Origin of the sequence: Vibrio sp. T11.5, assembly GCF_027587155.1 — a bacterium.
GTDB classification, from domain to species: domain Bacteria; phylum Pseudomonadota; class Gammaproteobacteria; order Enterobacterales; family Vibrionaceae; genus Vibrio; species Vibrio neptunius.
The window spans coordinates 250672-264477 of sequence record NZ_JAPPTP010000003.1 but is presented as its reverse complement, the minus strand read 5'-3'; the positions used below and the strand labels follow the sequence as shown (position 1 = coordinate 264477).

14 protein-coding genes and 1 riboswitch are annotated in these 13806 nt (G+C 45.1%); of the genes, 3 read left to right on the top strand and 11 right to left on the bottom strand.

Annotated features, from left to right (window positions below; translation table 11 throughout):
• Positions 1–11 precede the first annotated feature (11 nt).
• On the bottom strand, positions 12–383 hold the full coding sequence (locus OH455_RS05670; RefSeq protein WP_269980656.1) for a YybH family protein: 372 nt from the start codon (positions 381–383) through the stop codon (positions 12–14).
• A 100-nt stretch (positions 384–483) separates the two neighbouring features.
• On the opposite strand from OH455_RS05670, the gene OH455_RS05665 reads away from it, so the two are divergent.
• Both OH455_RS05665 and OH455_RS05660 read left to right on the top strand, forming a co-directional pair.
• Complete coding sequence (locus tag OH455_RS05665) at positions 484–1350, top strand: LysR family transcriptional regulator (protein WP_269980655.1); 867 nt, start codon at positions 484–486, stop codon at positions 1348–1350.
• A 104-nt stretch (positions 1351–1454) separates the two neighbouring features.
• Entirely contained in the window at positions 1455–1745 is a 291-nt protein-coding gene (locus tag OH455_RS05660; RefSeq protein ID WP_045974150.1) for a hypothetical protein, read from the top strand.
• A 23-nt stretch (positions 1746–1768) separates the two neighbouring features.
• Here OH455_RS05660 and OH455_RS05655 read toward each other — a convergent pair whose 3' ends face one another.
• From OH455_RS05655 to OH455_RS05610, 10 genes are all read right to left on the bottom strand, one after another.
• The gene (locus tag OH455_RS05655; protein WP_269980654.1) at positions 1769–2728 is read right to left on the bottom strand and encodes a sensor domain-containing diguanylate cyclase; all 960 of its coding nucleotides are present in this window, start codon (positions 2726–2728) and stop codon (positions 1769–1771) included.
• Positions 2729–3004: 276 nt separating this feature from the next.
• Positions 3005–4249, bottom strand: coding sequence for a hypothetical protein (locus OH455_RS05650; protein ID WP_269980653.1), 1245 nt, complete (start codon positions 4247–4249; stop codon positions 3005–3007).
• A 234-nt stretch (positions 4250–4483) separates the two neighbouring features.
• On the bottom strand, positions 4484–5227 hold the full coding sequence (locus tag OH455_RS05645; protein WP_269980652.1) for a phosphatase PAP2 family protein: 744 nt from the start codon (positions 5225–5227) through the stop codon (positions 4484–4486).
• A gap of 281 nt (positions 5228–5508) precedes the next feature.
• Positions 5509–6174, bottom strand: coding sequence for a thiaminase II (gene tenA, locus OH455_RS05640; RefSeq protein WP_269980651.1), 666 nt, complete (start codon positions 6172–6174; stop codon positions 5509–5511).
• Positions 6174–7124: an ABC transporter substrate-binding protein gene (locus OH455_RS05635; RefSeq protein WP_269980650.1), complete on the bottom strand. Its 951-nt coding sequence runs from the start codon at positions 7122–7124 to the stop codon at positions 6174–6176. Before OH455_RS05635 ends, tenA begins: the two co-directional genes overlap by 1 nt.
• Before the next feature lie 16 nt (positions 7125–7140).
• A complete protein-coding gene (locus tag OH455_RS05630) occupies positions 7141–7941 on the bottom strand; it encodes an ABC transporter permease (protein ID WP_269980649.1) in 801 nt (266 codons plus the stop codon).
• Positions 7934–8680 carry an ABC transporter ATP-binding protein gene (locus OH455_RS05625; protein ID WP_269980648.1) on the bottom strand — a complete coding sequence of 249 codons (747 nt, stop codon included), beginning with the start codon at positions 8678–8680 and terminating at the stop codon, positions 7934–7936. The genes OH455_RS05630 and OH455_RS05625 overlap by 8 nt, the downstream gene beginning before the upstream one ends.
• A complete protein-coding gene (thiD, locus tag OH455_RS05620) occupies positions 8670–9500 on the bottom strand; it encodes a bifunctional hydroxymethylpyrimidine kinase/phosphomethylpyrimidine kinase (RefSeq protein WP_045974157.1) in 831 nt (276 codons plus the stop codon). Before thiD ends, OH455_RS05625 begins: the two co-directional genes overlap by 11 nt.
• 108 nt (positions 9501–9608) lie before the next feature.
• Positions 9609–9706, bottom strand: a riboswitch (TPP riboswitch).
• Positions 9707–10055: 349 nt separating this feature from the next.
• Positions 10056–11252, bottom strand: a complete 1197-nt coding sequence (locus OH455_RS05615; protein ID WP_045974158.1) for a hypothetical protein — start codon at positions 11250–11252, stop codon at positions 10056–10058.
• Positions 11253–12209: 957 nt separating this feature from the next.
• Entirely contained in the window at positions 12210–12713 is a 504-nt protein-coding gene (locus OH455_RS05610) for a lactoylglutathione lyase family protein (RefSeq protein ID WP_045974159.1), read from the bottom strand.
• 215 nt (positions 12714–12928) lie between these two features.
• Here OH455_RS05610 and OH455_RS05605 point away from each other — a divergent pair, with 215 nt between their 5' ends.
• On the top strand, positions 12929–13759 hold the full coding sequence (locus OH455_RS05605; protein ID WP_045974160.1) for an HDOD domain-containing protein: 831 nt from the start codon (positions 12929–12931) through the stop codon (positions 13757–13759).
• Positions 13760–13806 lie beyond the last annotated feature (47 nt).

The following is a 13806-nucleotide window of genomic DNA, read 5'->3' as shown; positions in this document are numbered from 1 at the left end:
TCCCCTTTTTGTTATCGTTCGCCCAGCACTTCGAACTCATCGTAAGTTAGGCGCGCTTTACCGTCTTCCTGCAGTGTCCACACTTCTTTATGTACCACACCGAATGCTTTGTTCATCGTCCACTTTGACGACAAGATATAGTTATTGTCATCGACTTTTTCCCACTTTGTCTCTGTGTAAGATACATCGCTAAAGCCTTGGTCAATGATGTTTTGCCAAAACGCCTGAATTTGCTCGCGACCTTCAAACGTACCAAATGGCTTGGCGATCATGGTTGTGCCTTCGGCATATTGCTCTGCACATCCTTTTGCATCCCGACGGTTAAATGCTGCTTTCCACGCTTCGATACCTGCCTGACACGCTTCTAATACTGACTGACTCATTGTGTTTCTCCTTCTTGTCTGATGGAGGGGAGTTTAGGTCTAGGATTAACTAAGAAAAACAGATAAATTAGAAATCACTGTTTTGATAAAGAGAACAATAATGAACAAGCACAAACAAATGATGATCTTCAAAGCAATTGTCGAGGCAGGCTCGATTTCGAAGGCTGCTGACAAATTGGAGTTGTCGAAATCAGTCCTGAGTACTCACCTTAAACAGCTGGAGAGTGAGCTCGCCACCACTCTCATAAAACGCACCACACGTAAGCAATCACTCACTCCTGCGGGCGAAAGATTCTATCAACACTGCATCACAATGAACGACGTTATGTCGACAGCCTGGGATGACATTCGTCAATTGCAAAAACAGCCCAGCGGCAAACTGTCTATCACCGCGCCCATTGCTTTAATGGAGAGTATTGTCGTCCCTGCGCTGAGTGATGCTTTTGCTCCTTTTCCCGATGTATCACTCAATGTAGTCGCTGAAGATAAGCAGCTAGACTTAATGCAACACGATATTGATTTAGCCATTCGAGTCGGTGAGTCGCCAGACAGTAATGTAAAACAAAAGCGCATTGGTCAGTTTCGTGACGTGTTGTGTCAGTCAGCCACGACTCGCCACGCCCCTGAAACCGCTAAATACATCGCTAATCACTGGCAACCTAAAACCATCACACACCATCTTTTCGCTGCCGACGGGGCGCAATCAAAGACGCTAATTTACACGGCCCACCATAGAGTCAATACCGTCAGTCAGGTCGCGAGCCTCATTCGTCATGATATGGGCATTGGCTTACTTCCGGAGTTTATGCTGAACCAGTTCTCAGATTTAGAACCTTGTTTTAAACACCAGCAGTTACTATCCAACAATGTGTATGCTCTGCACCCGTACTCTAAATCTCCCCCAATTTCAGTCACCAGAGCGATAGCAGTAATCGAACAAAGACTGAAATCCGTGACGGTTTTTTGAACAGATGTAGAACCAAGATCAAGCTTCATGATAATTTCACCCACTGTTCAAAAAGTGTGTCCTACACTTGAAAAACGCGTCGGTTAACTACTAAGGAGAACAACATGATCTCAACATTCAGGGATTACGAATTACAAGATAAAAACCACTTCCACGCTCATATAGAAGTCAACCCATCTGGGTTATTAGATGTTGATATTATTGAAAAAAATGAGCACCACCAAACAGAGTTGTGTGATATCAGTTTTGAAAAGCTGAATGGTAAAACGCGCATTAAAGGTAAAGAAGAACAGCATCAGTGGCAATTAGATCTCGACGACAAAGATGCAACAGAGCTGCACCACCTAATCTCAGAAGCGAACGAAGAATACGAGATCTTAATGCGTGATTTATGAAATAAGCTTATCAGGAGAAGTGTTTACTTTTTCGCACACTTTTCCTGATACATTTTCTCATCGGCCATCTCTAATAAAGTATCAATTGATACCTCTTGCGAAGGCTTGGCAACCGCAATACCGACGCTGAATGTGATCTCATACCCTCGATCTTCTTCCTGGTTAAAGCGTTCGACCGATTTTCTAAAACGCTCAATGGCGACGGTGGCTACTTTTTCGGTTAGACCAGACATAAAGACAACAAACTCATCACCACCTATTCTGGCAAACACATCCGAATCGCTAAATGAAGTTGCCATTAAGTCAGCAAACTGCTGCAGAACAGCATCACCCACTTTGTGGCCTAACTCATCATTGATGGCCTTAAAGTCATTCAGGTCAAAATACGCCAGCGCGACACAAAACCCGCCCATTCGGCAGTACTGCATCGACTTCTCTGTGAGTTCGAAGAAACCGCGGCGGTTAGAAATCTGCGTTAGCGGATCAAGCGTAGCTTGAATAGTTGACTCCAACTCTTGTTCCGCCATCTTTGCCAAATCAACCAGATCGGCCATTTGCTGCATAGTCAACTCACGCGGTTTTGTGTCTATGATACACAATGTACCGAACTTACTTTTGTTGTGATAAACCAAAGGTATGCCTGCATAGAATCGAATATGTGGCTCCCCTATAACCAACGGATTATCAAGAAAACGAGGATCCTTAGTTGCATCATTGATGATAAAAGGCTCTTCACCATTGATCGCGTGTCCACAAAAGGAGACATTTCTTGCGGTTTCGCGAACAGGGAGACCAATACAGGACTTAAACCACTGTCGCTGCACATCGACTAAACTCACCACTGCAATCGGGACATCAAAAAGATGCTGAGCAACACGAGTGATCCGATCAAAACGTTCTTCCGGTTCGGTGTCGAGAATATCAAGAGAATGAAGGTCTTTTATTCGTTGTACTTCGTCGTTAGGAAAATCAGGCTCTTTCATCCAGTGTAGCTCTTTAAAGATGGTTAACTATCAGCTTAGCACTCAGCCGTCATCTTGCTTAGTTTGAAAGCTATTGATGAGTAGTTGAGTATAAAAGTGTGAAATTTAACTAGATATCAATGCTAGGGCGCGCGACCGTAACGCAAAAAAACGAATACTTACAACAGGTAATTCATGGTTAACGCTTCAACATATCATCAAAATGATAGACCGCTTAAGCACCCTATTATCAGACAAAAAAGGGCCGTTTTCGGCCCGATTCTTAGTATGAATAGATTACACTGTAATGCGCGTTGGCACGGCGGATTTGACGGCAATCTCATGGCCATCCAACAGCCCTTTGCCTCTCTTCAATTCATTCAGGCGCGCGTTGACCACACCATCTCTGCTAGTAAAGTCTATCTTATAACTGCCAACGTACTCTTGAACGTACTTGCTCGACAGTGACTTCAGCTTATCGATATAGACAACGGCTTTGTCAAAGTCTCCTTGCGATACCACTTCAAGTTTAGGCGTTAGAAGCTGGGCAAATTTATAGGGGTGACCGACAAAACCACTGCCCATCACAAGCGCTGCGACAATTGGTGTTGTGATCACCACATTCTGAAACCACTCAGAAAACATCTTGTGATCATTGACTAGACTGGCTGGAGCAGTTCGGTTGTGCCATTCTTTCTTGGCACGTTTGGTTACTTTATCAAGCAGGCTACGTTGTACAAAGAAATCGACTAACTTGATGATACGCTCCAGAATATTGGTGATCATGCTGACCAATGAGCCCACTCCGGCTGCAACATCACCTGCGGCTTGCAAACCTATGCCTGCCACCCCCATAGTGAAAGATTTGATCCCTCCTAACGCACCTTTAGCAGAATGCAGAGCCAACGCATTGGCGATAATACTAGGATGACCACCTAACAGCTCCACCCCACGACCACGGTATATTTGTGAAATCAGATCTTTGGATTTCATTACCGACTTTTTCGCCGCAGAATAAAGCCCCGATGCACTTTGCACATACCCCCAGCCGGGAATAAGATTAGAGAAGGTCCCAGCAAATTCGCTGGCTAGCCACGTGCCGACTTCCGCAAGCCACTCAATACCATGCAGCAGGTCGCCATAAACGTTTTTTACCTTGTTCAACAAACCACGGAAGAAATCACAAAACAGCTTCTTAAGCTTTGTTGTTATCGCAGATGTCATCTCATCGACTTTGGCTTTAGCCCTAGACGCTTTGAGCACAATTTTACTGCTTTTTATCTTGCTCATGGTCTCAGTCTTATTCAGCAAGCCCATAGCAGCATCTTTAAAGTCTACAAAGGGCTCAGTTCCGACCACAAAAGCTTCAAAAAAATGCGCATTAGAAATCTTCGCCACTTTGGTAATTTCGGTACTGGCCAGCATGTACATTGCTCCCATGCGGGCATCGGCCATCTGTGCAACCTGCACGCCCAGTGCTGTATTTTTTGTCTTACCAAACATTTTGTCTTTAATCAGACGTTTTAATAGTTTTATCTGCATGTAAACCTCTGCCCATACAATAACGACACATAATTTTTTTTGCGCCAATAATGACAATTACATAAACAAGACGAATAATAACGAGATTTATCAATTATGTGGTCTGTCTTGCTGGATTAGCTTCAAAAAACACAATAATCGGGTGGTTAGCTGCGACATATGACTGAGAATATAAAAAAGCCCCGCAAGTAAGGACGTTACTCACAGGGCTAAGGGCAGTTAGGTAAACTAGAATCAAGTTGTTATTTGGGTCCAGCGATTAAAAAACTTTTCTGTAATGCGATCAAATTGCGGTGCCAACATATACAGCATCAGAACAAATAATACCGACCCGACCAAATCAATCGGTCGATGCATTCCGAGCCAAAGGCGACTGTACGCCAAGCCCAGCGCCCATCCCCCCAAAACCATCGCTAAGGCGTAATGTCGATTCTGAATAAACAGATTGCCAAAAAAGGCAAGACATATGGCCGCAAAAATAGTGTGGCCTGAAGGAAAGGAGTAGTCTTTTTCGCCTTGCCAGTGACGGGTGCGCCAAACACTAACACGATGCGAAATATCGTCAATTACATGCTGTTGTTGAACCGTATTCAGGTTATAGAAGTGAGAGGGATGTGGGATCAGAAGTTGTTGGGTCAGCAGTTCAGTGTATGGACGTGGACTCTCCGTCATTTGTTTCAGGCCGGTCTTGCTGACAAACCCTATCAGAAGAATGAGCCCGAGCTGAGCCATCTTGCTCAACCATTCAATTCGGTTCGGTAACACTTTCCAACTAATCGCCACCAAAACGAACAAGGTCAAAAGAAAACCTTTCGAACCTGCTGAATCCGTCAGGAGAGTAAAGGCCAAACCCGTTGTATCAGACACGCTACTCAGCAAATCAATATGGCTGACCAGTAAACTCATTGGCGCAATAATCACAAGAAATGCAACCAAAAGACCAATACCATACTGCTTCTCGATCAGAAAATTCTTCACCGTGTTGTCCCGCACTGAATCTGTAAGATGCAGAATATTAGTCGACCCAAGGTGGAAAATTTATCAACTCAATGTCAATTTGATGAAAGATCGATCCAGCTTCACAATCAGCCATTCACCCCGAAAATAACCTAATCTCACACATTTCCAAAACAAATAAACAAGACTCTTTTGAGCGCCATCTTAAATCGAACAGCCATGACAAAGGCAGCCCAAAACATACCCAACCACCTCCAATATCATGGCCCATTGTTTAGCCATCACGGCCTTCTAAGCTTTGTTTATACTTTAACATCCAGTCCCTGTTGCCAGAACGCTACTTCCATTCGAGTCGCAGTTCTGAACACTTCAATCAGGTTTTGTCCCCGCTGGCTGTGAAGATCAATCTCTTCTAAGAGTTGGTTAAAATGCTCTGCACCTTGTGCGACACCGCTTTGGAATTCCTCACCACCATAGAGTTCAATCCAACTTGCGTAAGGGTTTCTTTCCCGTACGGTGTCATCACTTTCAATCAACGCTTTGCCAATCATCGCATAACCAATCGAACACGGCGCCAGCGCAGCATACAGGTCCACTAAATCACCTGTCATGCCTGCATCAAGCACATAGCGTGTGTAAGCAACGGTTCCAAAATCTTCAGGTTCGTTTTCTAAATCAGATTCCGTCAGTCCCCATTGACCACAATACGTCACATGATGACCAATTTCGGAGTCTAGTAGAGCATGCACACTCGGCAAGGCACGACGCATATCTTCCAGCGTGCGCGCTTTATAGATGGCTAACGCGTAAGCACGCGCATACTGTTTGAGAAACAGAAAATCCTGCTTCAGATAGTGAAGAAAACTGTGCTGATCTAAAGTACCTTGTGCCAGCTGCTGCACAAAAGCATGCTGTGTGTACTCCTGCCAGTCCGACTGGCACGCTTGGATAAGATCCTGATATTTCATTAGTTAAACTCCGGCACATAGTCTGCGGCTTTAGGCAGAGTGTCAATGATCTTTTGTGAATACATAAATTGGGCGTAATCGTCGTAGCGCTTGAGGTCAACCGCAGAAGGACGCAGTGCAAAACGAGTTAACGTATCGTTCCAAGCTCGTTGATTAAGTTCATTGTTGAGGGTGTCTGGCGCGTAAGCAACAAACTCCTTCCACGACGCTTGTGGGTGATTGACTATGTAAGTTGTGGCTTGCTCAAGCGCTTTGTTGAAAGCTTTGATAGCCTCTGCATCATACGTTTTGGCATTGGCCACAAACACCAGTTCGTCGTAAGCCGGAACACCGTGTTCTTCAGGGAAAAAGGCTTTCGCTTTGTAGCCTTCGAGCGCGAGCTGGTTGGTTTCAAAGTTGCGTAGACCACCCCAGATCGCATCGACTTTTCCTGATGCCAGAGAAGAAGAGAGCGCCCAGCCCACATTGATGATATCCACATCGGCGAACTTCACACCGTCTTGCGCCAGCATAGTACCAATAGTGGCTTCTTCATTGCCTGCGATGGCAATACCGATTTTCTTACCTTTCAGGTCGGCCAGATTGTCGTTCTTACCGTTATCTAACACCATCAGCGTGTTGAGTGGCGTCGCGATTAGCGTTGCAGAACGAATAAGCGGCAAACCTGCAGCAACATCGATAGTCAGACTTGGTTGATAAGTGATCGCCAGATCAACTTTGCCAGCAGCCACCAGCTTAGGTGGCGTGCTTGGGTCAGCGGGTTCTTGAATATCAACGTCAATGCCTTGCTGCTTGAAATATCCACGCTCTTTCGCAATCACGATTGGGCCATGGTTCGGGTTAACAAACCAATCCAGCATCAGAGTGAGTTTTTTCTCTTCCGCCAGCGATTGAGCAGAAAATGTTGAGCAAAGTAGTGCCACTGCACTGAGTATTTTTTTTGTTTTCACGGGAGTGTCCTTTCTTTTATTGATTTTCCCAAGGAATCAGTTTCTTAAGTAATTTATCGGTGATGAAGAAGAGCGAGACAGACAACAAAGCCAGAATAAACAGCGCCGCAAACATCTCATCAATGATCATGCGCGCATTAGCTTGCAGCATCAGGTAACCCAAACCTTCACTGGAACCTACCCACTCTCCGACAACCGCGCCAATAGGTGCAATGACCACAGCGACACGTATACCGGAAGCCAGAGTGGGTAGAGCCGCTGGGAGTTGAATGTTTTTCAGCATTTGCCATTTGCTCGCCCGCATGGTTTTTGCTAGGTCAAGATAGCCTGTCGGCGTGTTTCTCAAACCGTCGTAGCAACACGTGGTCACGGGGAAGAAAATAATGATCGCCGCCATCACGACCTTTGATGCGATACCGTAGCCAAGCCACAGCATCAGGACAGGTGCAATCGCGAACACAGGAATCGCCTGACTGGCAATCAGAATCGGCAATAACCAGCGCTTGAGCGGTTTAAACAACAGCATCTGTAAAGCAAAGAACAGCCCCATCGACAAGCCAAGTAACAGACCCAACACAATTTCTTGACCAGTCACTAGCGTATGTTTCATCAATACATCAAAGCGGCTGATGAGGCGCTCAAACACGTCAAGCGGCGCAGGGAAAATAAAGCTTGGCATATCAAACACCACCACCACTAACTGCCAAAGCCCGACAATAATCGCAGCACTGATCGTCAACCGGAGTGCAGGGTGCGTTATACGCTCCTTTTTCACTACATCGCGCTGAATGGCGTCAAACTGAGCCATATCACTCATAATCATCCTCCAACGAATTGAGAATGTTCTGCTGCAATTGCGCACATTCTGCATCTATGACACGAGGCGGTTGAGTGGTTGGAACCTCATGTGATTCAGCATAAGCAGGTTGACCGCGGAGGATGTACAGAGCGTCGGCCAGTCGAATCGCTTCTTGCGGGTCATGGGTGATCAGCACCACCGTTTTGCCACGCAATAGCTCAGCGGCCAATGTCTGCAATTTATGTCTCGTCACTGCATCTAGCGCAGAAAAAGGCTCATCCATGAGTACCACGGGTTTGTCTTGCATTAACGTACGAGCCAACGCCACACGTTGACGCATACCACCTGACAACTGTACGGGCATAGCCGCCGCTTGATCCGATAACCCGACTTGCTCCAGCAACCGCAGCGCTCGATTCCTGTCAGGTTGAGCGCTGCCAAACTTACTACTCAGGCAAACATTATCCAGGACATTGAACCATGGTAGCAGCAGGTCTTGTTGTGCCATGTAAGCGATTTGACCTTGCAGTGCTTGGCTATGACTGAGAGTCAGTTCTCCGGTCCAGTGCGCTTTGTCGTTCAACAGACCTGACAGATAACGCAGCAAGGTAGTTTTCCCGCAGCCACTGCGTCCCAAAATACACGTCCACTGCCCAGCAGGTATCGACATAGAAAAGTGCGCCAATGTCGGAGCCAGATTATCCGTGTACTGCAAGCTTGCACGTTGAATCTCGATCCCAATCGGCTCAGCGAACATTGATGTGGCCACAGAAAAAGTGATGGACCGGCCCATGCCCCCTGCCAACATTGAGTTCATCAGCATGAGCGATGGCCTGGGAGATGTATTGTTTACCTAGATACACGGCTTTGTGCAGCCTATTGCCCTGCGCAAGATAAGAGGCAATCGCTGAAGATAAGGTGCAGCCTGTTCCATGAGTGTTTTTCGTCGGGAATCGTTTGGCACTCAAAAGCTCACTCGTTTGCGCTAAGATCAGCAAATCATTGCTGTTGTCATCTTTTTCTAGATGCCCCCCTTTAAGCAAAACCGCTTTGGCACCGAGCGCGCGCAATGCTTCGATCATATTACCCATCTGATCTTCATTTTCCGGCACAACACCATCAATCAAAGCCGCCCCTTCCGGAAGGTTGGGGGTGATCAGATCCGCCATCGGGATCAGTTGCTCTTTTAATGTGCTAATCGCCGACTGCTCCAGCAGAAGATCGCCACTGGTGGCGACCATCACAGGATCAACCACCAGATGAGCAGGCTTGTACTGTCTAATTTTGTCCGCAACGACCTTAATGATCCGCGCGTCAGCCAACATTCCGACTTTAACCGCAACCACATTGAGGTCCGTAAACACGGCGTCAAGCTGACTTTCAATATGCTCCAGAGGAATAGGGTGAATTGCGCTTACGCCAAGCGTATTTTGTGAGGTAATGGCCGTAATGACAGAACACGCGTAACTGCCAGTCGCAGATATGGCTTTAATGTCCGCTTGAATACCAGCGCCACCACCGCTATCAGATCCTGCGATGGTTAATACTATGGGTGGTGTGTCTTGTGATTGTGGCATGGGTGCTCCTATTACAAGACGTACAGGAACTCTCAGCCAAACATGAAGTGATCAATAAAGGGAAGATCGAATCATAAAAAGCGAGTGCACCAGAATGAGCATACTCAAGCATTGGTGCGAATAGTTCCCTACGTCAGTGCTAACTGAATCAGGTTCTACGGGTCTCGCAATGCGATCTCAGCCCTAAGGCTCCCCGACTATTTCCCGATGATAATAACAGTAATTAAAAAGCGAATGCACTCGTTAATTTACAAAAAGCGCTATCATGGCTAGTTAGATCCTCTGTTACCTGTTCGAATCTGACTGTTGAATGGCGATGACAGGTTTGATGTTATTCATCTTGCAAGGTAATCCAATTACGGAGTCTATAGTGCTGATGGCACGCTCCTGCATTGGTGGTAATGCAGTGAGGAAAAGTTGAGAGATGGTGTGGAAAGCTAGACGCTACTACTGTCACACCTTAGATATGGGATCCCCGCCCAGCTCGGGCGAGGATTAACGGAACCACGAAGAGACGAAAAACGCCCTCAATCTGCTGAAGACGCTCGCAACACTCTAGTGAACTTGCTGAGCAGGGTAAAGATTGATTGGTCCCAAGAACATCGACTGATCACTTGGTGCCAGTACTTGAGGTAAACCATTAGATTTTTCTGTGCTTCTTACATACGTACAATGCACTTCCAATACTGGAACATTGGCAGCACCTGGATAGGCTGGTTTTTTCACTATCCTATCCACGGACAGCTGTGCAGAAGGAGGCAATAAAAATTCTGCTTGAACCGCAATCGCAGAATCATTGCTTTTGAGCCCCATTAGTTTTGCCAAATTTTCATACCCTTGCTTCATCTTATTGATACGGCGGTATTCAAAAATGAGGGTTTTACTTTGCTCGATCACTTCATTAACGTACTTTTTCTCATAGTCAGAAACCGTTTTGACCGAAGTGTCGGTGATGTTCAACGTCCTGACGGCAGTATTATCTAATCGACTCGCGAGGTTGGTACTATTGTAGCCACTAAAGGCACTGATATTGACACCTTGAGCACGACGAATAATAAAGTTCAGAATACCCTCGGTGTTTTTGTAAACAGGGAAACAAGCGCCCTCTATAAAGCCTTTGTGAAAACTGCATGATAAGTAACGACTGCTTTTAATAGTGCCCGCAGGCCCTTTAGGGTTTCTACCATTGACAATATCATTGGCATACTTCCACCAAGCAGAATTTTGAGGATTTGGTACAGTAATTTGACGATAAACGGGCACGTCTACATGTGATGTTGAGTTTTGTCTCCACTCTTTATACGAGTTCCAGACATTAACCGCACTGTCATCGAGCCTTTTTCCTTTCGTAGTGTAACCCGTCATTCCTGTATTAAGAGAACTGGAGTTGAACGTATAAAAAGAAAGTGCTGTCACCATCTCCATTTGTCTTACCAAAGCCTGCGCTTCATGTTGGTTGACTTTCGAGCGGATACTCTGAGGTAGAGACCAAGTATGACGCATACTTTGCGCAACTTTAAACTGGTTGACAAAACCTCTCAACATATTGATCCACTCAGTAGGACTGTTGTTACGGCAATGCTGTCTGTATGAAGCCTGGGTTATATTCATCGCCATTTGCAAAAGAGCATCCATACACTCTTTCTCTGCAGCTTCGTTGATTTTCAGGTATTTGAGTCTCTTGGCTAGATTCCCGACTCCGACAGACCTTAATTGCTCATAACGATATTCATCGTAACCACCAATTTCCATTGTTTATTCCTTATCTAATCGATACTTCTATGTTGGGTTAATGCTTGTATCTAGCACATAGCAAATTGCGCTATTAATAAGCAAAAGTATAAAGACTCTAATAAATGCAAACGTTCATAAACAACATTCATCTATTTGTATAAGAATAGATCGATAGTCGAGCCATTGTTTATGGGTTACTTTAGACTATGAGGTAATAACCTAGCATGGTTTAATAGTAAAAAAAACTTATCGTGATCAGCAAGCCATTATAAGAACTGTAAATTAAATTTAAAATCAAACACTTAAATAAGACATCTTACCATTTTCATTCCGTTAAATAATAATAACCACCCAACTACTGTTTGTTTTAAAATTAAACATACAAATCATTAAAAACACCTAAAAATATGATTTAGGTCCTAAATTTTGAAAATGAAATGTAAAGATTATTGATTATTTATAATAACAATTTCTTACAATAAATCACTCAGTCAGAAGAAGATGGGAACCGCTAGTTTTTTATCAAAAAATAAATGACATAACCATCAGTGATATTCGGAAGACGCATTTTGAGTACAATAGGTAAAATCGGTCCTAAGTAACCAGCCACCTGTATGATTAACCAAGGAGTTAATCGTATTGCTAACAAAGCAAGGTGAACTTTAAACGCAAAACAAAATGTTTGACGAAACTTGCCTATTGCGACTCGCAACTGGTTGACGCTTGCTGTCTGACAACGCGTTCGCAGACATGCAACCTCATGACGTTACGAGCGCCTAGTTTTGCGAGAGGTTATACAGGGGGATATGCATCATTTGTGGTAGGAGGTGGTACTGACAATCGCTGTTATTGATTTCTCGCCTAAATAGGTAAATCAGGACGACCTCACATCAACGATGAAATCGCCCCGTACTCAATAAACCATGAAAGTGAACCCATCGTCTATTGCGGGTTCAGCCCATGTCACTCATTCACTTACTGATAAGCGCCTGCTGAGTAATGCAGTTCGTAACTGTGAGAGTAGATTTCTAGAATGTTGCCGAACGGGTCTTCCATGTAGATCATACGGTAAGGCTTCTCACCAGGGTAATAGTAACGAGGAGCTTTCATACGCTTCTTACCGCCTGCGGCAACGATTTTCTCTGCCAGCTCTTCGACATTAGGGTCCTGAACACAAAAGTGAAAAATTCCTGTTTTCCAGTATTCAAAATTGTCCTCTGGATTTTCCTGATTCTTGAATTCAAACAGTTCAACCCCGATACGATCGCCTGTTGAAAGATGCGCAATACGGAAACGTTCCCACCCTGCACCAAACACGTCAGTGCACATTTCACCAATGGCAGAATCGTCTTCGACAATTTCTGTGGGTTCCATAATCAGGTACCAACCTAGTACTTCAGTGTAGAATTTAACCGCGGCTTCTAGATCTGGCACTGAAATGCCGATATGAGAAAAATTACGTGGATAGGGAGTAGACATGTAGACCTCTTTTTTGCTCTTCGGATCGCGGACGTTCCCGCTTTGTTGAAACCCATATTAGGCAAAAACAAGATAAATAAAAAATTATCAATTATTTTCATTTTAATAACTTTTTATTATTAAAATATTCTCCAAACTTCTTGGTTTCCAACTTTGTATGAAACTAATTTACTGTTCTATAGTATCTAAACTCATCAACAAAAAAGGAGAGTGCCATGAGTCAGGCGGCGCTAATTTCTCGTCTTAACGAGTTACCTAGGATCCAGAAAGTACTCCAAGAACTGCTTGATATGGTCAATCAGGACGAGGTTGATTTTGGCGAGCTATCGAGAAAAATCGCTACCGATCAGGTATTGAGTGCTCGATTGCTCCGTATGGCGAATTCTGCCCATTTCGGCGGCAACAAAACCGTCTCTTCAGTTAACGAAGCCTTGCTTCGTGTCGGTACAGGTCCAGTAAGAACTCTGGTGGTCGCATCGGTACTTTCTGGTGCTTTCCCTAAAATCAAAACACTGGATATGGATCAGTATTGGGAAGACACCTTCGAGGTTTCCGTTATTGCCAGCAAGATTGCTGACGAAACGGGGATGGATGCCAATGAAGTGTTCACTACCGGCATTCTTCATAATATAGGCGAGCTGATGATTCATACCTTGGTGCCAGATGCAGCGGTCAAAATACATCAACGTGCGGAGGCAGGAGAAGACGCGATTTCGGTGCAAGAAGAAATCTTGGATATTGGCGCCCCGACACTGGGCGCTAAATTAGCGAAGACTTGGAAGTTCCCAGACCCAATGGTAGACGCGATTGCTAATTATCACGATCCTAGGAACGCAGAGCTCTCCCCCAAAATGGCAACCACACTGCACTTTGCCCGCTCGATACACCGCGATTGGGATCAACTAGACAGCGATGACGCCAAAGCGCGCTATCTGGCAGAGCATCCAGACTCTCGCTTACTTCATGTATCCGCCACCTTTGCACCAACCATAGATAAGTTTCGTGGAAACGGTAGGGATCTCGCCACTCAACTCAATGCTGCTTAGCCCGCGAATAGCGAGGGAATGTACCTCGCTATTTTACTCACACTACC

What these genes read in the sequence shown, in the direction of transcription:
- OH455_RS05670 (WP_269980656.1), bottom strand. Translation starts at nt 383, where the DNA reads ATGAGTCAGTCAGTATTAGAAGCGTGTCAGGCAGGTATCGAAGCGTGG.
- OH455_RS05665 (WP_269980655.1), top strand. Translation starts at nt 484, where the DNA reads ATGAACAAGCACAAACAAATGATGATCTTCAAAGCAATTGTCGAGGCA.
- OH455_RS05660 (WP_045974150.1), top strand. Translation starts at nt 1,455, where the DNA reads ATGATCTCAACATTCAGGGATTACGAATTACAAGATAAAAACCACTTC.
- OH455_RS05655 (WP_269980654.1), bottom strand. Translation starts at nt 2,728, where the DNA reads ATGAAAGAGCCTGATTTTCCTAACGACGAAGTACAACGAATAAAAGAC.
- OH455_RS05650 (WP_269980653.1), bottom strand. Translation starts at nt 4,249, where the DNA reads ATGCAGATAAAACTATTAAAACGTCTGATTAAAGACAAAATGTTTGGT.
- tenA (WP_269980651.1), bottom strand. Translation starts at nt 6,174, where the DNA reads ATGAAATATCAGGATCTTATCCAAGCGTGCCAGTCGGACTGGCAGGAG.
- OH455_RS05630 (WP_269980649.1), bottom strand. Translation starts at nt 7,941, where the DNA reads ATGAGTGATATGGCTCAGTTTGACGCCATTCAGCGCGATGTAGTGAAA.
- OH455_RS05625 (WP_269980648.1), bottom strand. Translation starts at nt 8,680, where the DNA reads ATGTTCGCTGAGCCGATTGGGATCGAGATTCAACGTGCAAGCTTGCAG.
- thiD (WP_045974157.1), bottom strand. Translation starts at nt 9,500, where the DNA reads ATGCCACAATCACAAGACACACCACCCATAGTATTAACCATCGCAGGA.
- OH455_RS05615 (WP_045974158.1), bottom strand. Translation starts at nt 11,252, where the DNA reads ATGGAAATTGGTGGTTACGATGAATATCGTTATGAGCAATTAAGGTCT.
- OH455_RS05610 (WP_045974159.1), bottom strand. Translation starts at nt 12,713, where the DNA reads ATGTCTACTCCCTATCCACGTAATTTTTCTCATATCGGCATTTCAGTG.
- OH455_RS05605 (WP_045974160.1), top strand. Translation starts at nt 12,929, where the DNA reads ATGAGTCAGGCGGCGCTAATTTCTCGTCTTAACGAGTTACCTAGGATC.